Source organism: Pseudomonas paracarnis, assembly GCF_904063055.1.
Classification (GTDB): domain Bacteria; phylum Pseudomonadota; class Gammaproteobacteria; order Pseudomonadales; family Pseudomonadaceae; genus Aquipseudomonas; species Aquipseudomonas paracarnis.
In genome coordinates, this window is the sequence record NZ_CAJFCN010000007.1 from 15,595 (window position 1) to 35,712 (window position 20,118).

Sequence of the window (20,118 nt, forward strand, 5' to 3'; positions counted from 1 at the left end):
CGATAAGAGTAAGGTCGGAGGCGTCCCGAAAGGGCACCGATTCCGAGCGAACCTGAAGACCGTTTGAGGGCTTATCCATGCCAAGAAGACGCGTAGCAGCCAAGCGCGAAGTGCTTGACGATCCAAAATACGGAAGCCAAATCCTGGCCAAGTTCATGAACCACGTGATGGAAAGCGGCAAGAAAGCCGTTGCCGAGCGTATCGTTTATGGCGCGCTGGAAAAGGTTAAAGAACGCAAGAACAGCGACCCCCTGGAAATCTTCGAGAAAGCTCTCGACGCCATCGCTCCGCTGGTCGAAGTGAAGTCGCGCCGTGTAGGCGGTGCTACTTACCAGGTTCCGGTTGAAGTTCGCCCGTCCCGTCGTAACGCTCTGGCAATGCGCTGGTTGGTAGACTTCGCCCGTAAGCGCGGCGAGAAGTCTATGGCTCTGCGTTTGGCCGGCGAACTGTTGGACGCTGCTGAAGGTAAAGGTGCTGCTGTTAAGAAGCGTGAAGACGTGCACCGTATGGCTGAAGCCAACAAAGCTTTCTCGCACTACCGCTTCTAATTTTAGCTTCACTAATTTTGCGAGGGCTTTATGGCTCGTACTACTCCGATTAGCCGCTACCGTAACATCGGTATCGTCGCTCACGTGGATGCTGGTAAAACCACCACCACCGAGCGCGTACTGTTTTACACCGGCAAAAGTCACAAAATGGGCGAGGTGCATGACGGCGCCGCGACCACAGACTGGATGGTTCAGGAGCAGGAGCGTGGTATTACCATTACTTCTGCTGCTATTACCGCCTTCTGGAAAGGTTCCGAGAAGCAGTACAAAGACGAGCATCGCTTCAACGTAATCGATACCCCGGGCCACGTAGACTTCACCATTGAAGTTGAACGTTCCCTGCGCGTACTCGACGGCGCTGTCGTTGTGTTCTGCGGCACCTCGGGTGTTGAGCCTCAGTCGGAAACCGTATGGCGTCAAGCCAACAAGTACGGCGTTCCACGTCTTGTTTATGTAAACAAGATGGACCGTGCTGGTGCCAACTTCCTGCGCGTGATCGGTCAGATCAAGCAGCGTCTGGGTCACACTCCGGTGCCTATCCAGTTGGCTATCGGTTCCGAAGACAACTTCCAGGGTCAGATCGATCTGATCAACATGGAAGCTGTTTACTGGAATGATTCCGACAAAGGTATGGTTCCTGTTCGTAAGCCTATCCCTGAAGAGCTTCAGGAACTGGCTGACGAGTGGCGCAACAACATGGTTGAGGCTGCTGCCGAAGCCAGCGAAGAGCTGATGAACAAGTACCTCGAAGGTGAAGAACTCACCAACGTGGAAATCAAGGCCGCTCTGCGTCAGCGTACTATCGCTGGTGAGATCGTCTTGGCTGTTTGCGGTTCCTCGTTCAAGAACAAGGGTGTTCCCCTGGTTCTCGACGCCGTTATCGACTACCTGCCTGCTCCAACCGACATTCCTGCTATCAAGGGTTCCAACCCTGATAACGAGGAAGAAGAAATGGAGCGTCACGCCGATGACAACGAGCCGTTCTCGGCTCTGGCGTTCAAGATCGCTACCGACCCATTCGTGGGTACTTTGACCTTCGTCCGCGTTTACTCGGGCGTGTTGGCCTCCGGCGACGGCGTGATCAACTCGGTTAAAGGCAAGAAAGAGCGCGTGGGTCGTATGGTGCAAATGCACGCAAACGCCCGTGAAGAGATCAAGGAAGTACGCGCTGGTGACATCGCGGCCCTGATCGGCATGAAGGACGTCACCACTGGTGAGACTTTGTGCGACGCTGCCAAACCAATCATCCTGGTTCGCATGGACTTCCCGGAGCCGGTTATTTCGGTTGCCGTAGAGCCTAAGACCAAGGATGACCAGGAAAAAATGGGTATCGCTCTGGGCAAGCTTGCTCAGGAAGATCCATCTTTCCGCGTCAAGACTGATGAAGAGACTGGTCAAACGATCATCTCCGGCATGGGCGAGCTGCACCTGGACATCCTGGTTGACCGGATGCGCCGTGAGTTCAACGTCGAAGCCAACATCGGTAAGCCTCAGGTTTCCTATCGTGAGCGCATCACGAAGAACTGTGAAATCGAAGGCAAGTTCGTTCGTCAGTCCGGCGGTCGTGGTCAGTTCGGTCACTGCTGGATCCGTTTTGCTCCTGCTGACGAAGGTCAGGAAGGTCTGCAATTCGTGAACGAAGTAGTAGGTGGTGTTGTTCCTAAGGAATACATCCCTGCTATCCAGAAGGGTATCGAAGAGCAGATGAAGAACGGTGTTGTTGCCGGCTATCCGCTGATCGGCCTGAAAGCAACCGTTTTTGACGGTTCTTACCACGACGTCGACTCCAACGAGATGGCGTTTAAGGTGGCTGCTTCCATGGCAACCAAGCAACTGGCCCAGAAGGGCGGTGGTGAGTTGCTTGAGCCAATCATGGCGGTAGAAGTTGTTACACCTGAAGACTATATGGGTGATGTCATGGGCGACCTTAACCGTCGTCGCGGCATGATCTTGGGTATGGAAGACACGGTTTCCGGCAAAGTGATTCGCGCCGAGGTTCCGTTGGGCGAGATGTTCGGTTATGCGACCGACGTTCGTTCCATGTCCCAGGGTCGCGCAAGCTACTCTATGGAATTCAAAAAATACAACACAGCTCCGGCGCACATCGCTGAAACTGTATCCAAAAAACAAGGCTGATTCAGTCCTTTAGGCAAGGAGTTAATTGTCGTGGCTAAAGAAAAATTTGATCGTTCCCTACCGCACGTCAACGTTGGCACCATCGGTCACGTTGACCACGGTAAAACCACTCTGACTGCTGCTCTGACTCGCGTTTGCTCCGAAGTATTCGGTTCCGCAATCGTTGATTTCGATAAAATCGACAGCGCGCCAGAAGAGAAAGCTCGTGGTATCACCATCAACACCGCGCACGTTGAATACAACTCGCTGATCCGTCACTACGCTCACGTTGACTGCCCAGGTCACGCTGACTATGTGAAGAACATGATCACCGGTGCTGCCCAGATGGACGGCGCAATCCTGGTTTGCTCGGCCGCTGATGGTCCGATGCCACAAACCCGTGAGCACATCCTGCTGTCCCGTCAGGTTGGCGTTCCGTACATCGTGGTTTACCTGAACAAGGCTGACCTGGTAGACGACGCTGAGCTGCTGGAACTGGTTGAGATGGAAGTGCGCGATCTGCTGAGCACTTACGACTTCCCAGGTGACGACACTCCGATCATCATCGGTTCTGCTCGTATGGCTCTGGAAGGCAAAGACGATAACGAAATGGGCACCACGTCCGTTCGTAAACTGGTTGAGACTCTGGACAGCTACATCCCAGATCCAGTCCGTGTTATCGACAAGCCGTTCCTGATGCCAATCGAAGACGTATTCTCGATCTCCGGTCGCGGTACTGTTGTAACTGGTCGTATCGAGCGCGGTATCGTCAAGGTTCAAGATCCACTGGAAATCGTTGGTCTGCGTGACACTACCGTCACCACCTGCACCGGTGTTGAAATGTTCCGTAAGCTGCTCGACGAAGGTCGTGCTGGCGAGAACTGCGGCGTTCTGCTGCGTGGTACCAAGCGTGACGACGTTGAGCGTGGCCAGGTTCTGGTCAAGCCAGGTTCGGTTAAGCCGCACACCAAGTTCGAAGCTGAAGTATACGTACTGAGCAAAGAAGAAGGCGGTCGTCACACTCCGTTCTTCAAAGGCTACCGTCCACAGTTCTACTTCCGTACTACTGACGTGACTGGTAACTGCGAACTGCCGGAAGGCGTAGAAATGGTAATGCCAGGCGACAACATCAAAATGGTTGTCACCCTGATCAAAACCATCGCTATGGAAGACGGTCTGCGTTTCGCAATCCGTGAAGGCGGCCGTACCGTTGGTGCTGGCGTTGTAGCTAAAATCATCGAGTAATCTCTCTTTTGAGTGAGCTTTGATGTTTTGAGAAAGCCCCCGCTTAGCGGGGGCTTTTTTATTGGGTTGACACCTATCTAGGGCGTCTATAGAATTGCGCCTCCTTTTAACGGGCGTATTGCGCCCGGTGGGAATAGCAGCCGGAGTCTGAAATCCAATGCAAAATCAGCAAATCCGTATCAGGTTGAAGGCTTTTGACCATCGCCTGATCGACCAATCCACCCAGGAAATCGTGGAAACCGCGAAACGTACTGGTGCTCAAGTGCGTGGTCCAATTCCACTGCCTACCCGTAAAGAGCGGTTCACCGTTCTGGTCTCCCCGCACGTCAACAAAGACGCGCGTGACCAGTACGAGATCCGTACTCATAAGCGCGTACTGGACATCGTCCAGCCAACGGATAAAACCGTTGATGCACTTATGAAGCTCGATCTGGCGGCCGGTGTGGAAGTACAGATCAGCCTCGGCTAAGACTTGGGTCTTAGTCGTGTAACGCTCTGAAATGGGCGGCCATAGCGGGTGAAAGCCCCGTACACTCATGAGGTTTACAACATGACTATTGGTGTAGTCGGTCGTAAATGCGGTATGACCCGTATTTTCACCGAAGAAGGTGTCTCCATTCCGGTCACGGTCATTGAGATCGAACCGAATCGCGTCACCCAGTTCAAAACTGAAGAAACCGATGGCTATCGTGCAGTGCAAGTCACTGTCGGCGAGCGTCGTGCTTCGCGCGTGACTGCTGCTCAAGCAGGTCACTTCGCTAAAGCAAACGTTGCAGCTGGTCGTACTGTCATGGAGTTCCGTCTTGAAGACGGCGACTACCAGGCTGGCGATCTGATCAACGCTGAAATCTTCGCCGCTGGTCAACTGGTTGATGTAACCGGTCAGTCCAAAGGTAAAGGCTTCCAGGGTACGATCAAGCGTTGGAATTTCCGTGGTCAAGACAACACTCACGGTAACTCCGTTTCCCACCGCGTCCCGGGCTCTATTGGCCAGTGCCAGACTCCTGGTCGTGTATTCAAGGGCAAAAAAATGTCCGGTCATATGGGCGCTGAGCGCGTGACCGTGCAGTCCCTCGAAGTAGTGCGCGTCGACGCTGAACGCAATCTGTTGTTGGTCAAGGGTGCTGTTCCTGGCGCTACTGGCGGCAACCTGGTTGTACGTCCAGCGGCCAAGGCTCGCGGTTAAGGGGAAGCTGACATGCAATTAAATGTAAATGACGCTCAAGCGATCGAAGTTTCCGAACTGACATTTGGCGGCGAATTCAACGAGACGCTCGTTCACCAAGCAGTCGTGGCCTACATGGCCGGCGGCCGTCAAGGTAGCAAGCAGCAAAAGACCCGTTCCGACGTACGTGGTGGCGGTAAGCGCCCTTGGCGTCAGAAAGGCACTGGCCGTGCTCGTGCCGGTACTATCCGTAGCCCAATCTGGCGTGGCGGCGGTACCACTTTCGCAGCTCGTCCACAGGATCACTCTCAGAAGCTCAACAAGAAGATGTACCGCGCAGCACTGCGCTCCATCCTTGCTGAACTCGTGCGTACTGATCGTCTGGTCGTGGTTCAGGACTTCGCTGTTGAAAGTCCAAAAACCAAAGATCTGCTGGGCAAACTGAACAACATGAGCCTGACCGACGTTTTGATCGTGTCTGAAGCTGTTGATCAGAACCTGTACCTGGCTGCTCGCAACCTGCCACACGTTGATGTACGTGACGTGCAAGGTTCCGATCCAGTTAGTCTGATCGCATACGACAAGGTGTTGATCACCGTGTCGGCCGTGAAGAAATTCGAGGAGCTGCTGGGATGAACCAGGAACGCGTATTTAAAGTTCTGCTTGGCCCGCACGTTTCCGAAAAGGCTACGGTTCTGGCTGACAAGAAAGGCCAGTTCGTTTTCAAGGTTGCAACTGACGCAACCAAGCTGGAAATCAAGAAGGCCGTCGAAAGCCTGTTCAGCGTGAAAGTAGAGCGTGTTACTACCCTGAATGTTCTGGGTAAGAGCAAGCGCACTGCTCGCGGTCTGGGCAAGCGTAATGACTGGAAGAAGGCAGTTATCTCCCTTCAGCCAGGCCAAGATCTCGATTTCAGCAGCAGTGCTGAGTAAGGAAGGGGTGCATCATGGCAATCGTTAAATGCAAACCGACTTCCCCTGGCCGCCGTTTTGTGGTCAAGGTGGTCAACCAGGAGCTGCATAAAGGCGCTCCTCACGCACCGCTGCTCGAGAAAAAATCGAAGTCTGGTGGTCGTAACAACAATGGTCGCATTACCACTCGTCACATCGGTGGTGGCCATAAGCAGCATTATCGTCTGGTCGATTTCCGTCGCAACGACAAAGATGGCATCGCTGCCACTGTCGAGCGTATCGAATACGATCCAAACCGTACTGCTCACATCGCTCTGCTGCTGTACGCAGATGGCGAGCGTCGCTACATCATCGCCCCTAAAGGCGTGAGTGCTGGCGACCAGCTGATCGCAGGTGCTCTGGCACCGATCAAGCCGGGCAACGCTCTGCAACTGCGTAACATTCCAGTTGGTAGCACCGTACACGGCATCGAATTGAAGCCAGGTAAAGGCGCACAGATCGCTCGTTCCGCTGGCGCTTCGGCTCAGCTGATCGCTCGTGAAGGTGTCTACGTGACCCTGCGTCTGCGTTCTGGTGAGATGCGTAAAGTACTGGCTGAATGCCGTGCGACCCTGGGCGAAGTCTCGAACTCCGAGCACAGCCTGCGTTCGTTGGGTAAAGCTGGTGCCAAACGCTGGCGTGGCGTTCGCCCAACCGTTCGTGGTGTTGCCATGAACCCGGTTGACCACCCACACGGTGGTGGTGAAGGTCGTACCTCTGGTGGTCGTCATCCGGTATCGCCATGGGGCTTCCCGACTAAGGGCGCGAAGACTCGTGGTAATAAGCGTACCGACAAAATGATCGTCCGTCGTCGCAAGTAAATAGAGGGATACGACAGTGCCACGTTCTCTGAAAAAAGGTCCTTTTATTGATCTTCACCTACTGAAGAAGATCGAAGTGGCGGCGGAAAAGAACGATCGCAAACCAGTTAAGACCTGGTCGCGTCGTTCGATGATCCTGCCACAAATGGTCGGTCTGACCATCGCAGTACACAACGGTCGTCAACACGTCCCAGTTCTCGTTAACGAAGACATGGTCGGCCACAAACTGGGCGAGTTTGCCGGTACCCGCACTTATCGTGGGCACGTGGCAGACAAGAAAGCCAAGCGTTAAGGGGTTAGGAAATGGAAGTAGCCGCTAAGTTGTCGGGCGCTCGAATCTCCGCCCAGAAAGCCCGCTTGGTCGCCGACCAGATCCGCGGGAAGAAGGTGGGCGAAGCGCTCAACCTGTTGGCTTTCAGCAGTAAGAAAGCCGCCGAGATCATGAAGAAAGTGCTGGAGTCGGCCGTAGCCAACGCCGAGCATAACGAAGGCGCAGACGTTGATGACCTGAAGGTCAGCACCGTTTTCGTCAACGAAGGGCGTTCGCTGAAGCGCATCATGCCACGTGCCAAAGGCCGTGCTGATCGCATCGTCAAGCGGTCTTGCCATATCACTGTCAAGGTTGCTGACAAGTAACGGAGTCGAAGAGATGGGTCAGAAAGTACATCCCATTGGCATTCGCCTGGGAATCGTCAAGGAGCACACCTCCGTCTGGTACGCAGACGGTCGGACTTATGCGGACTACTTGTTCGCTGATCTGAAGGTGCGTGAGTATCTCCAAGACAAACTAAAAAGCGCGTCCGTAAGCCGTATCGATATCCATCGTCCGGCCCAAACTGCACGTATCACCATCCACACCGCTCGTCCAGGTATCGTTATCGGGAAGAAAGGTGAAGATGTTGAGAAACTGCGTCAGGACCTGACCAAGCAAATGGGTGTGCCTGTGCACATCAATATCGAAGAGATCCGCAAGCCGGAGCTCGACGGTATGCTGGTTGCGCAGAGCGTAGCTCAGCAGCTGGAGCGTCGCGTAATGTTCCGTCGCGCTATGAAGCGCGCCGTACAGAACGCCATGCGCATTGGTGCCAAAGGCATCAAAATCCAAGTGAGCGGTCGTCTCGGCGGTGCTGAAATCGCACGTACTGAATGGTATCGCGAAGGTCGTGTGCCACTGCACACCCTGCGTGCCGACATCGACTATGCCAACTACGAAGCTCACACCACTTACGGTGTGATCGGTGTAAAGGTTTGGATCTTCAAAGGCGAAGTAATTGGTGGTCGCCAAGAAGAACTGAAACCACAAGCACCAGCGCCTCGTAAAAAAGCTGCTAAGTAAGGGGTACGCCAAATGTTGCAACCTAAGCGTACGAAGTTCCGCAAGCAGATGACAGGCCACAACCGTGGTCTGGCTCAGCGCGGTAGCAAAGTCAGCTTCGGCGAGTTCGCGCTGAAGTCTGTAGCTCGTGGTCGTCTCACCGCTCGTCAGATCGAGTCAGCGCGTCGTGCTCTGACCCGTCACGTAAAACGTGGCGGCAAGATCTGGATCCGTGTATTCCCGGACAAGCCGATCTCCAAAAAGCCTCTCGAGGTTCGGATGGGTAAAGGTAAGGGTAACGTGGAATACTGGGTAGCCCAGATTCAGCCAGGCAAAGTCCTGTATGAAATCGAGGGTGTTTCTGAAGAGCTGGCGCGTGAGGCTTTCGCCCTGGCTGCTGCAAAGCTGCCGCTCGCCACCTCCTTTGTTAAACGGACGGTGATGTGATGAAAGCGAATGAACTTCGTGAAAAATCCGCACAGCAGCTGAACGAGCAACTGCTCGGCCTGCTGCGCGACCAGTTCAATCTGCGTATGCAGAAAGCAACTGGCCAGTTGGGGCAGTCTCATCTGCTCTCGCAAGTTAAGCGTGACATCGCTCGCGTGAAGACTGTGCTCAACCAGCAGGCAGGTAAGTGATCATGGCTGAAGCCGAAAAGACTGTCCGTACGCTGACTGGCCGTGTTGTCAGCGACAAGATGGACAAAACCATCACCGTTTTGATCGAGCGTCGCGTTAAGCACCCGATCTACGGTAAATATGTTAAGCGTTCGACTAAGCTGCACGCGCACGACGAAACCAATCAGTGCCACATCGGCGACAAGGTCACTATTCGTGAAACTCGTCCGATGGCCAAGACCAAGTCTTGGGCACTGGTTGATGTTCTCGAACGCGCTGTGGAAGTCTAAGGACTAGGGGTCGGAGAAATTATATGATTCAGACTCAATCCATGCTCGATGTGGCCGATAACAGCGGCGCTCGCCGTGTTATGTGCATCAAGGTGCTGGGTGGCTCCCATCGTCGTTACGCTGGTATCGGTGACATCATCAAAGTTACCGTGAAGGAAGCAATTCCTCGCGGTAAGGTGAAAAAAGGCCAAGTGATGACTGCTGTTGTAGTCCGCACTCGTCACGGCGTACGTCGTGCTGATGGCTCCATTATCCGCTTTGATGGCAACGCTGCTGTTCTTCTGAACAACAAGCAAGAGCCGATCGGCACCCGTATCTTTGGGCCAGTGACCCGTGAACTTCGTACTGAGAAGTTCATGAAGATCGTCTCGCTCGCCCCAGAAGTGCTGTAAGGAGATCCGACATGCAAAAGATTCGTCGTGACGACGAGATCATCGTGATCGCCGGCAAAGACAAAGGTAAGCGCGGTAAGGTGCTTAAGGTTCTCGCCAATAACCGTCTGGTTATCGGTGGTCTGAACCTGGTCAAGCGTCATACCAAGCCTAACCCGATGTCGGGCGTGCAGGGCGGTATCGTCGAGAAAGAAGCTCCGCTGGACGCTTCTAACGTCGCCATCTTCAACGGCGAAACCAACAAGGCTGACCGCGTTGGTTTCAAAGTAGAAGACGGTAAGAAAATTCGTGTCTTCAAGTCGACCCAAAAAGCGGTTGATGCTTGAACACTGCTAGGTAGATTAGACCATGGCACGACTACAAGAGATTTACCGGAAGGAAATCGCCCCTAAGCTTAAGGAAGAACTTAAGCTCGGGAACGTGATGGAAGTTCCGCGCGTCACCAAAATCACCCTGAACATGGGTCTGGGCGAAGCGATCGGCGACAAAAAAGTCATCGAGCACGCTGTTGCTGACCTGGAAAAGATCACCGGTCAAAAAGTCGTTGTGACTTACGCTCGGAAATCCATCGCTGGCTTTAAAGTCCGTGAAGGTTGGCCGATCGGCGTCAAAGTGACTCTGCGCCGTGAGCGTATGTACGAATTCCTGGATCGTCTGCTGTCGATCTCCCTGCCTCGGGTCCGCGACTTCCGCGGCCTGAATGCCAAGTCCTTCGATGGTCGTGGTAACTACAGCATGGGCGTGAAAGAGCAGATCATCTTCCCGGAAATCGACTACGACAAGATCGATGCTCTCCGCGGTCTGGACATCACCCTGACCACCACTGCCAAGAACGATGATGAAGGCCGCGCTCTGCTGCGTGCGTTCAAATTCCCGTTCCGCAACTGATTGGAGTAGGACCATGGCCAAGATGAGCATGAAAAACCGCGAGCTGAAGCGTCAGCTCACGGTTGCCAAGTACGCCAAGAAGCGTGCAGCACTGAAAGCAATCATCGTTGATCTGAACGCAAGTCCAGAAGCGCGTTGGGAAGCTACAGTTGCTCTGCAGAAGCAGCCACGTGACGCAAGCGCTTCGCGCATGCGTAACCGCTGCCGCCTGACCGGTCGTCCACACGGCGTTTACCGCAAGTTCGGCCTCGGCCGTAACAAACTGCGTGAAGCGGCAATGCGTGGTGACGTACCAGGTCTGGTTAAAGCCAGCTGGTAAGTACTTTCAACGTCTAGGTGGTCGGAATCGCAAGATACTGACCGCCGGTGACCTTGAATCTGGATCAAGCCCCTTTTGGGGCTTGTTTCATTTCTGGAGTATGTCTAAAATACGCGGCTCGCCTGAGCCCGTGTTTTTTGTGCTCGGAGATTCTCGGCGACATATGTAGCCGCAAGGCTAATTTTTTTGTATTAGGAGCGTCTAGCCCATGAGTATGCAGGACCCGTTAGCGGACATGCTAACTCGTATCCGTAATGCCCAGATGGCTGAAAAGTCCGTCGTAAGCATGCCATCTTCCAAGTTGAAGGTAGCTGTTGCCAAAGTCCTGAAAGACGAAGGCTACATTGCGGGTTATCAGATCAGCAGCGAAATCAAACCACTGCTGTCCATCGAGCTGAAGTACTTCGAAGGCCGTTCGGTCATCGAGGAAGTGAAGCGTGTTAGCCGTCCAGGCCTGCGTCAGTACAAGTCCGCTGAAGATCTGCCGAAAGTTCGTGGCGGTCTGGGCGTGTCTATCGTCTCCACCAACAAAGGTGTGATGACGGATCGTGCTGCGCGCGCTGCCGGTGTCGGCGGCGAAGTACTTTGCACTGTGTTCTAAGGGGGGATAAGCATGTCTCGCGTCGCTAAGAACCCCGTTAAGCTGCCAGCCGGTGTCGAAGTCAAATTCGCAGGCCAACAGCTTTCGGTGAAGGGTGCCAAGGGTACTCTTGAACTGAACATCCATTCGTCCGTTGAGATCGTTGAAGAAGCTGGTGAGCTGCGTTTCGCTGCTCGCAATGGCGATCAACAAACTCGCGCAATGGCCGGTACCACGCGTGCGTTGGTAAACAACATGGTCCAAGGCGTAAGCCAAGGCTTCGAGCGTAAGCTCCAGCTGGTCGGTGTTGGTTACAAAGCGCAAGCAAAAGGCACGGTTTTGAACCTTGCCCTTGGCTTCTCGCACCCAGTGGATTACGAACTGCCAGCGGGCATCACTGCTGAGACTCCTAGCCAGACCGATATCCTGATCAAGGGCATCGACAAGCAGCTGGTAGGTCAAGTGGCCGCTGAGATCCGCGACTTCCGTCCACCAGAGCCGTACAAAGGCAAAGGTGTGCGCTACGCGGACGAAGTCGTCCGTCGTAAAGAAGCCAAGAAGAAGTAGGGCATAGCAAATGACCGACAAAAAAGTTACTCGACTGCGTCGCGCTCGCAAAGCACGCCTGAAAATGCACGAACTCGAAGTCGTGCGTCTCTGCGTGTTCCGCTCGTCGCAGCACATCTACGCCCAGGTCATCTCGGCCGACGGCAACAAAGTCCTGGCAAGCGCCTCGACTTTGGATAAAGAACTGCGTGATGGTGCCACTGGCAACATCGACGCGGCCACAAAGGTTGGCCAGCTGGTCGCTACGCGTGCTAAGGCCGCTGGCGTCTCGCAAGTGGCTTTCGACCGCTCTGGCTTCAAGTACCACGGCCGCGTGAAAGCGCTGGCTGATGCTGCTCGTGAAGCTGGGCTGGAGTTCTAAGTTATGTCAAATAACGACCAAAAGCGCGACGAAGGCTACATTGAGAAGCTGGTTCAAGTTAACCGCGTAGCCAAAACCGTTAAAGGCGGCCGTATCTTCACTTTCACCGCGTTGACCGTGGTGGGTGATGGTAAAGGGCGTGTTGGCTTCGGCCGTGGCAAGTCACGTGAAGTGCCTGCCGCGATCCAGAAGGCAATGGAAGCTGCTCGTCGCAACATGATCCAAGTTGATCTGAACGGCACCACTCTGCAGTACGCAATGAAGTCCGCTCACGGCGCTTCGAAGGTGTACATGCAGCCTGCTTCTGAAGGTACCGGTATCATCGCTGGCGGCGCTATGCGTGCTGTCCTCGAAGTTGCTGGCGTTCAGAACGTTCTGGCCAAGTGCTATGGCTCGACTAACCCGGTAAACGTGGTTCACGCCACTTTCAAGGGTCTGAAGGCTATGCAATCTCCTGAGTCCATCGCTGCCAAGCGTGGTCTGACTGTCAAGGAGATCTTCTGATCATGGCTACCGTTAAAGTAACGCTGATCAAAAGCATGACCGGCCGCATCCCTAACCACAAATTGTGCGTTAAAGGTTTGGGTCTGCGTCGCATCGGTCACACTGTAGAAGTCCAGGATACTCCCGAGAATCGCGGGATGATCAACAAGGCTTACTACATGCTGCGTGTAGAGGGTTAATCGATGAAACTCAATGATCTGAGTCCAGCGCCGGGTTCCCGTCGCGAAAAGCATCGTCCGGGCCGTGGTATCGGTAGTGGTTTGGGTAAGACCGGTGGCCGTGGCCACAAGGGTCAAACCTCCCGCTCCGGTGGCACCATTGCTCCAGGCTTTGAAGGCGGTCAACAGCCGCTGCATCGTCGCCTGCCTAAGTTCGGTTTCGTATCCCTGAAAGCCATGGATCGCGCAGAAGTGCGTCTGTCCGAGCTGGCTAAAGTGGAAGGCGACATCGTTACTGTGCAGACCCTGAAAGATGCCAACGTGATCAACGTCAACGTACAGCGTGTGAAAATCATGCTGTCCGGTGAAGTGACTCGCGCTGTCACTATCGGCAAGGGAATCGGCGCCACCAAAGGTGCGCGTTCGGCTATCGAAGCAGCTGGCGGCAAGTTCGAGGAATAAATGGCTAAGCAAGGTGCTCTCTCAGCGCTCGGCAAAGGCGGTATGTCTGAACTTTGGGCTCGTCTGCGTTTTCTGTTCCTGGCGATTATCGTCTACCGAATAGGCGCACACATCCCGGTTCCAGGTATCAACCCGGACCGACTCGCAGACCTGTTTCGACAGAATGAGGGGACCATTCTTAGCTTGTTCAACATGTTTTCCGGCGGCGCGCTGGAGCGGATGAGCATCTTTGCACTGGGGATCATGCCGTACATTTCGGCATCGATCATCATGCAACTGATGACAGCCGTCAGCCCGCAGCTGGAGCAGTTGAAGAAGGAAGGTGAAGCTGGCCGTCGCAAGATTAGCCAGTACACCCGCTACGGCACTGTCGTCCTCGCCCTGGTTCAAGCTATCGGCATGTCCGTTGGCCTGGCGGGGCAGGGCGTTGCGTTCACTGGTGACTTTGGCTTCCATTTCGTCGCGGTATCCACGTTTGTGGCTGGTGCGATGTTCATGATGTGGCTGGGTGAGCAGATTACTGAGCGTGGTGTTGGCAACGGTATCTCGATGTTGATTTTCGCAGGTATCGTCGCCGGTCTTCCGAGAGCAATCGGGCAGTCTTTCGAGTCTGCGCGTCAGGGTGATATCAATATCTTCGCCTTGGTTGCCATCGGTTTGCTGGCAGTAGCGATTATCGGTTTTGTGGTGTTCATTGAGCGTGGCCAGCGTCGTATTGCTGTTCACTACGCCAAGCGTCAGCAGGGCCGTAAGGTCTTCGCTGCGCAGACCAGCCACTTGCCGCTGAAAGTGAATATGGCCGGTGTTATTCCGGCAATTTTCGCGAGCAGCATCTTGCTGTTTCCGGCTTCGTTGGGTACCTGGTTTGGTCAGTCTGAAAATATGGGCTGGCTGCAGGACCTCTCTCAGTCGATCGCTCCTGGTCAGCCGTTGAATATTCTGCTGTTTAGTGCAGGGATTATTTTCTTCTGCTTCTTCTATACGGCGTTGATGTTCAATCCGAAAGACGTAGCGGAAAACCTGAAGAAGTCCGGTGCCTTTATTCCGGGCATCCGTCCAGGTGAGCAGTCGGCACGCTACATTGATGGCGTTCTGACTCGTTTGACCCTGTTCGGTGCTCTATATATGACGGCCGTGTGCTTGTTGCCCCAGTTCCTGGTGGTTGCAGCAAACGTTCCGTTCTACCTTGGCGGGACCTCGTTGCTGATCGTGGTCGTGGTTGTGATGGACTTCATGTCCCAAGTACAATCGCACCTCGTTTCGCACCAGTACGAATCCCTGATGAAGAAAGCCAACCTGAAGGGCTACGGCAGCGGCATGTTGCGCTGAGTACCCCATAAGGTTCGAGGAGTTGGTGATGAAAGTTCGTGCATCGGTGAAAAAGCTGTGCCGTAACTGCAAGATTATTCGCCGCGAAGGTGTTGTTCGAGTAATTTGCAGCGCGGAACCGCGTCACAAACAGCGCCAAGGCTGAGTGTGATCCGCTTGAAGCCCGGCAGCTAGTGCGCTGCCGGGTTGATTATTTGTTATTACAGCGATATTATCTCGCGCCCTATTTCTTGGCTTCCGGGGCGTAGGTAGCTGTCAATTGGAGTCCCACTGAATGGCCCGTATTGCAGGCGTTAACATTCCAGATAACAAGCACACTGTTATCTCGCTGACCTACATCTATGGTGTTGGTCGCACTACTGCGCAGAAAATTTGCGCAGTTGCTGGGGTAAACCCAGCCGCTAAGATCAAGGATCTGAGCGACGAGCAGATTGAACAGCTGCGTGGCGAAGTGGCGAAGTTCACCACTGAAGGTGACCTGCGTCGCGAAATCAACATGAAAATCAAGCGTTTGATGGACCTCGGTTGCTATCGCGGTCTGCGTCATCGTCGTGGTCTTCCAGTACGCGGTCAGCGTACCAAGACTAACGCGCGTACCCGTAAAGGTCCGCGTAAGCCGATCCGCAAGTAATCGCCCCAGCGAATCGACAGGAAAATTATCATGGCAAAACCTGCTGCTCGTCCTCGTAAAAAAGTTAAAAAGACAGTGGTTGATGGCATCGCCCACATCCATGCATCTTTTAACAACACAATCGTGACCATCACCGACCGTCAAGGTAACGCGCTTTCTTGGGCTACCTCCGGTGGTTCGGGTTTCCGCGGTTCCCGCAAGTCCACCCCGTTTGCTGCTCAAGTAGCTGCTGAACGTGCTGGTCAAGCTGCGCTGGAATACGGCCTGAAAAACCTCGACGTTAACGTCAAGGGTCCAGGTCCAGGTCGTGAGTCTGCTGTCCGTGCTTTGAACGGCTGTGGCTATAAGATCGCCAGCATCACCGACGTGACGCCAATCCCGCACAACGGGTGCCGTCCGCCGAAGAAGCGCCGCGTGTAATCCAGGAGATTGTAAAGAATGGCTCGTTACATTGGTCCAAAATGCAAACTCGCTCGTCGCGAAGGCACCGATCTCTTCCTGAAGAGCGGCGTGCGCGCGATCGAATCGAAGTGCAACATTGAAGCAGCACCTGGTATCCACGGCCAACGCCGCGGTCGCCAGTCCGACTACGGCACCCAACTGCGTGAAAAGCAGAAGGTCCGTCGTATCTACGGCGTTCTCGAGCGTCAGTTCAGCGGCTACTACAAAGAAGCTGCTGGCAAGAAAGGTGCAACCGGTGAAAACCTGCTGCAACTGCTCGAATGCCGTCTGGACAACGTTGTATACCGTATGGGCTTCGGTTCGACTCGTGCCGAATCCCGTCAGCTGGTATCGCACAAGTCGATCAGCGTTAACGGTCAGACCGTAAACGTTCCGTCCTACCAGGTTCGTGCTGGTGACGTGGTCGCAGTTCGCGAGAAAGCAAAAAACCAACTTCGCATTGTCCAAGCTCTCGATCTGTGTGCCCAACGTGGCCGCGTAGAATGGGTAGAAGTAGACACTGAGAAGAAGTCGGGCGTTTTCAAGAACGTTCCTGCTCGCAGTGATCTGTCCGCCGACATCAACGAAAGCCTGATTGTCGAGCTCTACTCCAAGTAAGGGCTAGAAAATAGGTGCATCCATGCAGATTTCGGTAAATGAGTTCCTGACACCCCGCCACATTGATGTGCAGGTTGTCAGTCCAACCCGCGCCAAAATTACTCTCGAGCCTCTCGAGCGTGGTTTTGGCCACACCCTGGGCAACGCGCTGCGCCGCATCCTGTTGTCCTCAATGCCCGGCTGTGCAGTAGTCGAGGCCGAGATTGACGGTGTGCTCCACGAGTACAGCGCCATCGAAGGTGTACAGGAAGACGTAATTGAAATCCTGTTGAACCTTAAAGGTCTGGCTATCAAGCTGCACGGCCGTGACGAAGTTACGCTGACCTTGTCGAAGAAGGGTTCGGGGGTGGTTACCGCTGCCGATATTCAGCTGGATCATGATGTCGAGATCGTTAACCCCGATCACGTAATCGCTAACCTGGCGTCTAACGGCGCCCTGAACATGAAGCTCACTGTAGCTCGTGGTCGTGGTTATGAACCGGCCGACTCGCGTCAGAGCGATGAAGACGAAAGCCGCAGCATTGGTCGCTTGCAGCTTGACTCTTCGTTCAGCCCGGTTCGCCGTATCGCATACGTGGTGGAAAACGCCCGTGTCGAGCAGCGTACTAACCTGGACAAGCTGGTTATTGATCTGGAAACCAACGGTACCCTGGATCCTGAAGAGGCTATCCGCCGCGCTGCAACCATTCTGCAACAGCAGTTGGCTGCGTTCGTCGACCTCAAAGGTGACAGCGAACCAGTGGTAATCGAGCAGGAAGACGAGATCGATCCGATCCTGCTTCGCCCGGTTGACGATCTGGAACTGACTGTACGTTCGGCTAACTGCCTTAAGGCGGAAAACATTTACTACATCGGTGACCTGATCCAGCGCACCGAAGTAGAACTGTTGAAGACTCCGAACCTGGGCAAGAAATCCTTGACTGAAATCAAGGACGTTCTGGCCTCCCGCGGTCTGTCCCTCGGCATGCGCCTCGACAACTGGCCGCCTGCAAGTCTTAAGAAGGACGACAAGGCGACTGCCTGATCGTCGTAATCACCGAACGTGAGTTTGGTAAGGAATGAACCATGCGTCATCGTAAAAGTGGTCGTCACCTGAGCCGTACCAGCTCGCACCGCAAGGCCATGTTCCAAAACATGGCGGTGTCGCTGTTCGAGCACGAGCTGATCAAAACTACACTGCCGAAAGCTAAAGAACTGCGTCGCGTTGCTGAGCCGCTGATTACTTTGGCCAAGACAGACAGCCTGGCTAACCGCCGTCTGGCTTTCGACCGTACTCGTTCGAAAGCTATCGTTGGTAAGCTCTTCAACGACCTGGGCAAGCGTTACGCTACCCGTGAGGGTGGCTACCTGCGCATCCTCAAGTGCGGTTTCCGCGCTGGCGACAACGCGCCTATGGCGTACGTCGAGTTGGTTGATCGTGCTACTGCCGGCGAAGCTGTAAGCGCCGAGTAAGACGACAAGCTGCAACGAAAAACCGGGCCTAGTGCCCGGTTTTTTGTGCGCGTAACAAAAGCGCAACTTATACAAGCTTCCATAGGCCGGGCGCTGCACTATAGCGAACGGAGTGTTGTTAGTTATTCTCTATCGATGCCTGCAATTTAATGAATTTGTAGGCGTGGTGTTGATGATCAATACTCCCTCCAAGCCGATTAGCCGGCAGTTCCAAGTCCGACCTGAGGAAGATTGAGCATGAGCCAGAATAAAGTCCTTACCACCGCCAGCGGTGCTCCCGTTGCGGATAACCAGAACTCCCGTTCCGCGGGCCCTCGTGGTCCGTTGTTACTCGACGATTTCCACCTGATCGAGAAGCTCGCTCACTTCAACCGTGAAAACATCCCTGAGCGTCGCGTGCACGCCAAAGGATCGGGCGCCTACGGTACGTTCACAGTCACCCGTGACATCACCCAGTACACCAGCGCCAAGCTGTTCGAATCTGTTGGCAAGCAAACGCCGACATTCCTGCGATTCTCCACTGTAGGCGGTGAGCGCGGTTCTGCTGACACTGAACGTGATCCACGTGGCTTTGCCCTGAAGTTCTATACCGAAGAGGGTAACTGGGACATCGTGGGTAACAACACTCCCGTGTTCTTTATTCGTGATCCGCTGAAATTCCCGGATTTTATCCACACCCAGAAACGCCTGCCGCAGAGCAACCTGAAAAGCGCGCAGATGATGTGGGACTTCTGGTCGCACTCACCAGAGGCGCTGCATCAGGTCACCATTCTGTTTTCGGACCGTGGCATCCCGGACGGCTATCGCCACATGCATGGTTTCGGCAGCCACACTTACAGTCTGATCAATGCCCAGGGTGAGCGTCATTGGGTGAAGTGGCACTACAAGACTAAGCAAGGCATCAAGAACCTAGCGCCGGCCGAGGCCGCCCGCTTGGCGGGAACCGATCCTGATTACGCCCAGCGTGATCTGTTTGGTGCAATCGAGCGCGGTGACTTCCCCAAGTGGCGCGTGTGCATCCAGATCATGACCGAGGCACAGGCGAACGCCCATTACGAGAACCCGTTTGACGTGACCAAGACCTGGTCGCAAAAAGAATTCCCGTTGATTGAAGTGGGTGAGTTGGAGCTCAATCGTAATCCGCAGAACTACTTCGCCGAAGTCGAGCAGGCCGCATTTGGCCCAAGCAACATGGTCCCAGGCGTTGGCCTGTCGCCGGACCGTATGCTGCAAGGTCGGGTTTTTGCCTACGCCGATGCGCACCGCTACCGTGTGGGCACCAACCACCAGCAACTGCCGGTGAACGCACCACGTAGCCCGGTTAACAGCTACCAGCGTGACGGCTCCATGGCTTTCGGTAGTAACGGCGGTGCGGCTCCGAACTACGAGCCAAACAGCTATGTAGACGCACCGAAACAAGCCCCGCAGTATGCAGAGCCAGCATTGACCCTGAGCGGCGCGGCTGATCGCTACGATCATCGCGAAGATACGGACTACTACAGCCACGCCGGTGCGCTGTTCCGTCTGATGAATGATGAGCAGAAAGCCCTGCTCACCAATAACATCGCCGGTGCTATGGGTGGCGTTTCCAGCGATGTGGTCCAGCGTCAACTGCAGCACTTCTATAAGGCCGACCCGGCTTATGGAGAAGCAATCGCAAAGGCACTGGGTGTATCGCTTAACTGACTCTAAACGATAAGCAGAACCGCCCTCATTTGGGCGGTTTTTGCGTTATTTCAGCTACTTTTCTCCGGAAATCTTCACTTTTCTGCCGTTTGTCCCGTGACCTTCAAGTCAGCATGGTTCAAACTACAGTCTTTCAAGCAGGGAGATGTAGGGCGATGCAAGGTCACCCCGACGTAATCGATTACCTCAACACGTTGCTGACGGGCGAACTGGCAGCTCGTGACCAATATTTCATCCATTCGCGTATGTACGAAGACTGGGGCTTTACCGAGCTCTACGAGCGTATCAACCACGAAATGGAAGAAGAGGCACAGCACGCTGATGCCCTGATGCGCCGCATTCTGATGCTCGAAGGCACGCCGCGTATGCGTCCTGATGATCTGGACGTGGGTACCACAGTGCCTGACATGCTCGCTGCCGATCTTCGCCTTGAGTACAAGGTCCGTGCTGCACTCTGCAAGGGCATCGAGCTTTGTGAGCAGCACAACGACTATGTCACCCGGGAAATACTGCGAGTGCAGTTGAATGACACCGAAGAAGATCACACCTACTGGCTGGAAAAGCAGTTGGGCCTGATCAAGCTGATCGGCCTGGAGAATTACCTGCAATCGCAGTTCTGATTCCCGGCTATAAAAAAAAGCCCCTGTCACCGCAAAGTGGCAGG

33 protein-coding genes are annotated in these 20,118 nt (G+C 54.4%); all 33 read left to right on the top strand.

What is annotated here, in order from left to right; all coding sequences use genetic code 11:
* Nucleotides 1-77 precede the first annotated feature (77 nt).
* Complete coding sequence (gene rpsG / locus JMV15_RS16100) at nt 78-548, top strand: 30S ribosomal protein S7 (RefSeq protein ID WP_002555493.1); 471 nt, start codon at nt 78-80, stop codon at nt 546-548.
* Nucleotides 549-578: 30 nt separating this feature from the next.
* Nucleotides 579-2,684 carry an elongation factor G gene (gene fusA, locus JMV15_RS16105; RefSeq protein ID WP_003194651.1) on the top strand — a complete coding sequence of 702 codons (2,106 nt, stop codon included), beginning with the start codon at nt 579-581 and terminating at the stop codon, nt 2,682-2,684.
* 30 nt (nt 2,685-2,714) lie between these two features.
* Nucleotides 2,715-3,908: an elongation factor Tu gene (gene tuf, locus JMV15_RS16110; RefSeq protein ID WP_003176426.1), complete on the top strand. Its 1,194-nt coding sequence runs from the start codon at nt 2,715-2,717 to the stop codon at nt 3,906-3,908.
* 157 nt (nt 3,909-4,065) lie between these two features.
* Nucleotides 4,066-4,377 (top strand): 30S ribosomal protein S10, encoded by a 312-nt coding sequence (rpsJ, locus tag JMV15_RS16115; protein ID WP_003186070.1) that lies wholly within the window; start codon nt 4,066-4,068, stop codon nt 4,375-4,377.
* Nucleotides 4,378-4,458: 81 nt separating this feature from the next.
* Nucleotides 4,459-5,094, top strand: a complete 636-nt coding sequence (gene rplC, locus JMV15_RS16120; protein WP_003194649.1) for a 50S ribosomal protein L3 — start codon at nt 4,459-4,461, stop codon at nt 5,092-5,094.
* 12 nt (nt 5,095-5,106) lie between these two features.
* Nucleotides 5,107-5,709: a 50S ribosomal protein L4 gene (rplD, locus tag JMV15_RS16125; RefSeq protein WP_003176424.1), complete on the top strand. Its 603-nt coding sequence runs from the start codon at nt 5,107-5,109 to the stop codon at nt 5,707-5,709.
* Nucleotides 5,706-6,005 carry a 50S ribosomal protein L23 gene (gene rplW / locus JMV15_RS16130; protein ID WP_002555488.1) on the top strand — a complete coding sequence of 100 codons (300 nt, stop codon included), beginning with the start codon at nt 5,706-5,708 and terminating at the stop codon, nt 6,003-6,005. Before rplD ends, rplW begins: the two co-directional genes overlap by 4 nt.
* A gap of 14 nt (nt 6,006-6,019) precedes the next feature.
* Nucleotides 6,020-6,844: a 50S ribosomal protein L2 gene (gene rplB / locus JMV15_RS16135; protein WP_003186055.1), complete on the top strand. Its 825-nt coding sequence runs from the start codon at nt 6,020-6,022 to the stop codon at nt 6,842-6,844.
* Between the two features lie 16 nt (nt 6,845-6,860).
* Nucleotides 6,861-7,136, top strand: coding sequence for a 30S ribosomal protein S19 (gene rpsS, locus JMV15_RS16140; protein WP_002555486.1), 276 nt, complete (start codon nt 6,861-6,863; stop codon nt 7,134-7,136).
* A gap of 11 nt (nt 7,137-7,147) precedes the next feature.
* Nucleotides 7,148-7,480, top strand: a complete 333-nt coding sequence (gene rplV / locus JMV15_RS16145; RefSeq protein WP_003103908.1) for a 50S ribosomal protein L22 — start codon at nt 7,148-7,150, stop codon at nt 7,478-7,480.
* Between the two features lie 13 nt (nt 7,481-7,493).
* On the top strand, nt 7,494-8,180 hold the full coding sequence (rpsC, locus tag JMV15_RS16150) for a 30S ribosomal protein S3 (RefSeq protein ID WP_003176422.1): 687 nt from the start codon (nt 7,494-7,496) through the stop codon (nt 8,178-8,180).
* Nucleotides 8,181-8,192: 12 nt separating this feature from the next.
* Entirely contained in the window at nt 8,193-8,606 is a 414-nt protein-coding gene (gene rplP / locus JMV15_RS16155; RefSeq protein ID WP_003176421.1) for a 50S ribosomal protein L16, read from the top strand.
* Nucleotides 8,606-8,797, top strand: coding sequence for a 50S ribosomal protein L29 (gene rpmC, locus JMV15_RS16160; protein ID WP_002555481.1), 192 nt, complete (start codon nt 8,606-8,608; stop codon nt 8,795-8,797). The genes rplP and rpmC overlap by 1 nt, the downstream gene beginning before the upstream one ends.
* A gap of 2 nt (nt 8,798-8,799) precedes the next feature.
* Nucleotides 8,800-9,066 carry a 30S ribosomal protein S17 gene (gene rpsQ / locus JMV15_RS16165; RefSeq protein ID WP_003194644.1) on the top strand — a complete coding sequence of 89 codons (267 nt, stop codon included), beginning with the start codon at nt 8,800-8,802 and terminating at the stop codon, nt 9,064-9,066.
* Nucleotides 9,067-9,089: 23 nt separating this feature from the next.
* Nucleotides 9,090-9,458, top strand: coding sequence for a 50S ribosomal protein L14 (gene rplN, locus JMV15_RS16170; RefSeq protein WP_002555479.1), 369 nt, complete (start codon nt 9,090-9,092; stop codon nt 9,456-9,458).
* 11 nt (nt 9,459-9,469) lie between these two features.
* The gene (rplX, locus tag JMV15_RS16175) at nt 9,470-9,784 is read left to right on the top strand and encodes a 50S ribosomal protein L24 (RefSeq protein ID WP_003176416.1); all 315 of its coding nucleotides are present in this window, start codon (nt 9,470-9,472) and stop codon (nt 9,782-9,784) included.
* A 22-nt stretch (nt 9,785-9,806) separates the two neighbouring features.
* Complete coding sequence (rplE, locus tag JMV15_RS16180) at nt 9,807-10,346, top strand: 50S ribosomal protein L5 (protein WP_003194642.1); 540 nt, start codon at nt 9,807-9,809, stop codon at nt 10,344-10,346.
* Between the two features lie 13 nt (nt 10,347-10,359).
* Nucleotides 10,360-10,665 (top strand): 30S ribosomal protein S14, encoded by a 306-nt coding sequence (rpsN, locus tag JMV15_RS16185; RefSeq protein WP_003176414.1) that lies wholly within the window; start codon nt 10,360-10,362, stop codon nt 10,663-10,665.
* A gap of 208 nt (nt 10,666-10,873) precedes the next feature.
* Nucleotides 10,874-11,266 carry a 30S ribosomal protein S8 gene (gene rpsH / locus JMV15_RS16190; protein ID WP_003176413.1) on the top strand — a complete coding sequence of 131 codons (393 nt, stop codon included), beginning with the start codon at nt 10,874-10,876 and terminating at the stop codon, nt 11,264-11,266.
* Between the two features lie 12 nt (nt 11,267-11,278).
* Nucleotides 11,279-11,812, top strand: a complete 534-nt coding sequence (gene rplF / locus JMV15_RS16195) for a 50S ribosomal protein L6 (protein WP_003194640.1) — start codon at nt 11,279-11,281, stop codon at nt 11,810-11,812.
* Nucleotides 11,813-11,822: 10 nt separating this feature from the next.
* Nucleotides 11,823-12,173 (top strand): 50S ribosomal protein L18, encoded by a 351-nt coding sequence (rplR, locus tag JMV15_RS16200; protein WP_003186037.1) that lies wholly within the window; start codon nt 11,823-11,825, stop codon nt 12,171-12,173.
* Between the two features lie 3 nt (nt 12,174-12,176).
* A complete protein-coding gene (gene rpsE / locus JMV15_RS16205) occupies nt 12,177-12,677 on the top strand; it encodes a 30S ribosomal protein S5 (RefSeq protein WP_003176409.1) in 501 nt (166 codons plus the stop codon).
* Nucleotides 12,678-12,679: 2 nt separating this feature from the next.
* Complete coding sequence (gene rpmD / locus JMV15_RS16210) at nt 12,680-12,856, top strand: 50S ribosomal protein L30 (RefSeq protein ID WP_003176408.1); 177 nt, start codon at nt 12,680-12,682, stop codon at nt 12,854-12,856.
* 3 nt (nt 12,857-12,859) lie between these two features.
* Nucleotides 12,860-13,297 carry a 50S ribosomal protein L15 gene (rplO, locus tag JMV15_RS16215; RefSeq protein ID WP_003176407.1) on the top strand — a complete coding sequence of 146 codons (438 nt, stop codon included), beginning with the start codon at nt 12,860-12,862 and terminating at the stop codon, nt 13,295-13,297.
* A complete protein-coding gene (gene secY / locus JMV15_RS16220; RefSeq protein ID WP_003194637.1) occupies nt 13,298-14,626 on the top strand; it encodes a preprotein translocase subunit SecY in 1,329 nt (442 codons plus the stop codon).
* Between the two features lie 28 nt (nt 14,627-14,654).
* A complete protein-coding gene (gene rpmJ, locus JMV15_RS16225; protein ID WP_002555468.1) occupies nt 14,655-14,771 on the top strand; it encodes a 50S ribosomal protein L36 in 117 nt (38 codons plus the stop codon).
* A gap of 129 nt (nt 14,772-14,900) precedes the next feature.
* Nucleotides 14,901-15,257 (top strand): 30S ribosomal protein S13, encoded by a 357-nt coding sequence (gene rpsM / locus JMV15_RS16230; RefSeq protein WP_003194635.1) that lies wholly within the window; start codon nt 14,901-14,903, stop codon nt 15,255-15,257.
* Between the two features lie 30 nt (nt 15,258-15,287).
* Entirely contained in the window at nt 15,288-15,677 is a 390-nt protein-coding gene (gene rpsK / locus JMV15_RS16235; protein WP_002555466.1) for a 30S ribosomal protein S11, read from the top strand.
* Nucleotides 15,678-15,695: 18 nt separating this feature from the next.
* Complete coding sequence (gene rpsD / locus JMV15_RS16240) at nt 15,696-16,316, top strand: 30S ribosomal protein S4 (RefSeq protein WP_003176404.1); 621 nt, start codon at nt 15,696-15,698, stop codon at nt 16,314-16,316.
* Nucleotides 16,317-16,338: 22 nt separating this feature from the next.
* The gene (locus JMV15_RS16245) at nt 16,339-17,340 is read left to right on the top strand and encodes a DNA-directed RNA polymerase subunit alpha (RefSeq protein ID WP_003176403.1); all 1,002 of its coding nucleotides are present in this window, start codon (nt 16,339-16,341) and stop codon (nt 17,338-17,340) included.
* 41 nt (nt 17,341-17,381) lie between these two features.
* Nucleotides 17,382-17,768 carry a 50S ribosomal protein L17 gene (gene rplQ / locus JMV15_RS16250; protein ID WP_003176402.1) on the top strand — a complete coding sequence of 129 codons (387 nt, stop codon included), beginning with the start codon at nt 17,382-17,384 and terminating at the stop codon, nt 17,766-17,768.
* A 237-nt stretch (nt 17,769-18,005) separates the two neighbouring features.
* Nucleotides 18,006-19,454, top strand: coding sequence for a catalase (locus JMV15_RS16255; RefSeq protein ID WP_201491782.1), 1,449 nt, complete (start codon nt 18,006-18,008; stop codon nt 19,452-19,454).
* A gap of 155 nt (nt 19,455-19,609) precedes the next feature.
* Nucleotides 19,610-20,074: a bacterioferritin gene (gene bfr, locus JMV15_RS16260; protein ID WP_003176400.1), complete on the top strand. Its 465-nt coding sequence runs from the start codon at nt 19,610-19,612 to the stop codon at nt 20,072-20,074.
* Nucleotides 20,075-20,118: the final 44 nt, after the last annotated feature.

Coding starts and splice junctions, on each gene's coding strand:
- rpsG (WP_002555493.1), top strand. CDS start 78: ATGCCAAGAAGACGCGTAGCAGCCAAGCGCGAAGTGCTTGACGATCCA.
- fusA (WP_003194651.1), top strand. CDS start 579: ATGGCTCGTACTACTCCGATTAGCCGCTACCGTAACATCGGTATCGTC.
- rpsJ (WP_003186070.1), top strand. CDS start 4,066: ATGCAAAATCAGCAAATCCGTATCAGGTTGAAGGCTTTTGACCATCGC.
- rplC (WP_003194649.1), top strand. CDS start 4,459: ATGACTATTGGTGTAGTCGGTCGTAAATGCGGTATGACCCGTATTTTC.
- rplD (WP_003176424.1), top strand. CDS start 5,107: ATGCAATTAAATGTAAATGACGCTCAAGCGATCGAAGTTTCCGAACTG.
- rplW (WP_002555488.1), top strand. CDS start 5,706: ATGAACCAGGAACGCGTATTTAAAGTTCTGCTTGGCCCGCACGTTTCC.
- rplB (WP_003186055.1), top strand. CDS start 6,020: ATGGCAATCGTTAAATGCAAACCGACTTCCCCTGGCCGCCGTTTTGTG.
- rplV (WP_003103908.1), top strand. CDS start 7,148: ATGGAAGTAGCCGCTAAGTTGTCGGGCGCTCGAATCTCCGCCCAGAAA.
- rpsC (WP_003176422.1), top strand. CDS start 7,494: ATGGGTCAGAAAGTACATCCCATTGGCATTCGCCTGGGAATCGTCAAG.
- rplP (WP_003176421.1), top strand. CDS start 8,193: ATGTTGCAACCTAAGCGTACGAAGTTCCGCAAGCAGATGACAGGCCAC.
- rpmC (WP_002555481.1), top strand. CDS start 8,606: ATGAAAGCGAATGAACTTCGTGAAAAATCCGCACAGCAGCTGAACGAG.
- rpsQ (WP_003194644.1), top strand. CDS start 8,800: ATGGCTGAAGCCGAAAAGACTGTCCGTACGCTGACTGGCCGTGTTGTC.
- rplN (WP_002555479.1), top strand. CDS start 9,090: ATGATTCAGACTCAATCCATGCTCGATGTGGCCGATAACAGCGGCGCT.
- rplX (WP_003176416.1), top strand. CDS start 9,470: ATGCAAAAGATTCGTCGTGACGACGAGATCATCGTGATCGCCGGCAAA.
- rplE (WP_003194642.1), top strand. CDS start 9,807: ATGGCACGACTACAAGAGATTTACCGGAAGGAAATCGCCCCTAAGCTT.
- rpsN (WP_003176414.1), top strand. CDS start 10,360: ATGGCCAAGATGAGCATGAAAAACCGCGAGCTGAAGCGTCAGCTCACG.
- rpsH (WP_003176413.1), top strand. CDS start 10,874: ATGAGTATGCAGGACCCGTTAGCGGACATGCTAACTCGTATCCGTAAT.
- rplF (WP_003194640.1), top strand. CDS start 11,279: ATGTCTCGCGTCGCTAAGAACCCCGTTAAGCTGCCAGCCGGTGTCGAA.
- rplR (WP_003186037.1), top strand. CDS start 11,823: ATGACCGACAAAAAAGTTACTCGACTGCGTCGCGCTCGCAAAGCACGC.
- rpsE (WP_003176409.1), top strand. CDS start 12,177: ATGTCAAATAACGACCAAAAGCGCGACGAAGGCTACATTGAGAAGCTG.
- rpmD (WP_003176408.1), top strand. CDS start 12,680: ATGGCTACCGTTAAAGTAACGCTGATCAAAAGCATGACCGGCCGCATC.
- rplO (WP_003176407.1), top strand. CDS start 12,860: ATGAAACTCAATGATCTGAGTCCAGCGCCGGGTTCCCGTCGCGAAAAG.
- secY (WP_003194637.1), top strand. CDS start 13,298: ATGGCTAAGCAAGGTGCTCTCTCAGCGCTCGGCAAAGGCGGTATGTCT.
- rpmJ (WP_002555468.1), top strand. CDS start 14,655: ATGAAAGTTCGTGCATCGGTGAAAAAGCTGTGCCGTAACTGCAAGATT.
- rpsM (WP_003194635.1), top strand. CDS start 14,901: ATGGCCCGTATTGCAGGCGTTAACATTCCAGATAACAAGCACACTGTT.
- rpsK (WP_002555466.1), top strand. CDS start 15,288: ATGGCAAAACCTGCTGCTCGTCCTCGTAAAAAAGTTAAAAAGACAGTG.
- rpsD (WP_003176404.1), top strand. CDS start 15,696: ATGGCTCGTTACATTGGTCCAAAATGCAAACTCGCTCGTCGCGAAGGC.
- JMV15_RS16245 (WP_003176403.1), top strand. CDS start 16,339: ATGCAGATTTCGGTAAATGAGTTCCTGACACCCCGCCACATTGATGTG.
- rplQ (WP_003176402.1), top strand. CDS start 17,382: ATGCGTCATCGTAAAAGTGGTCGTCACCTGAGCCGTACCAGCTCGCAC.
- JMV15_RS16255 (WP_201491782.1), top strand. CDS start 18,006: ATGAGCCAGAATAAAGTCCTTACCACCGCCAGCGGTGCTCCCGTTGCG.
- bfr (WP_003176400.1), top strand. CDS start 19,610: ATGCAAGGTCACCCCGACGTAATCGATTACCTCAACACGTTGCTGACG.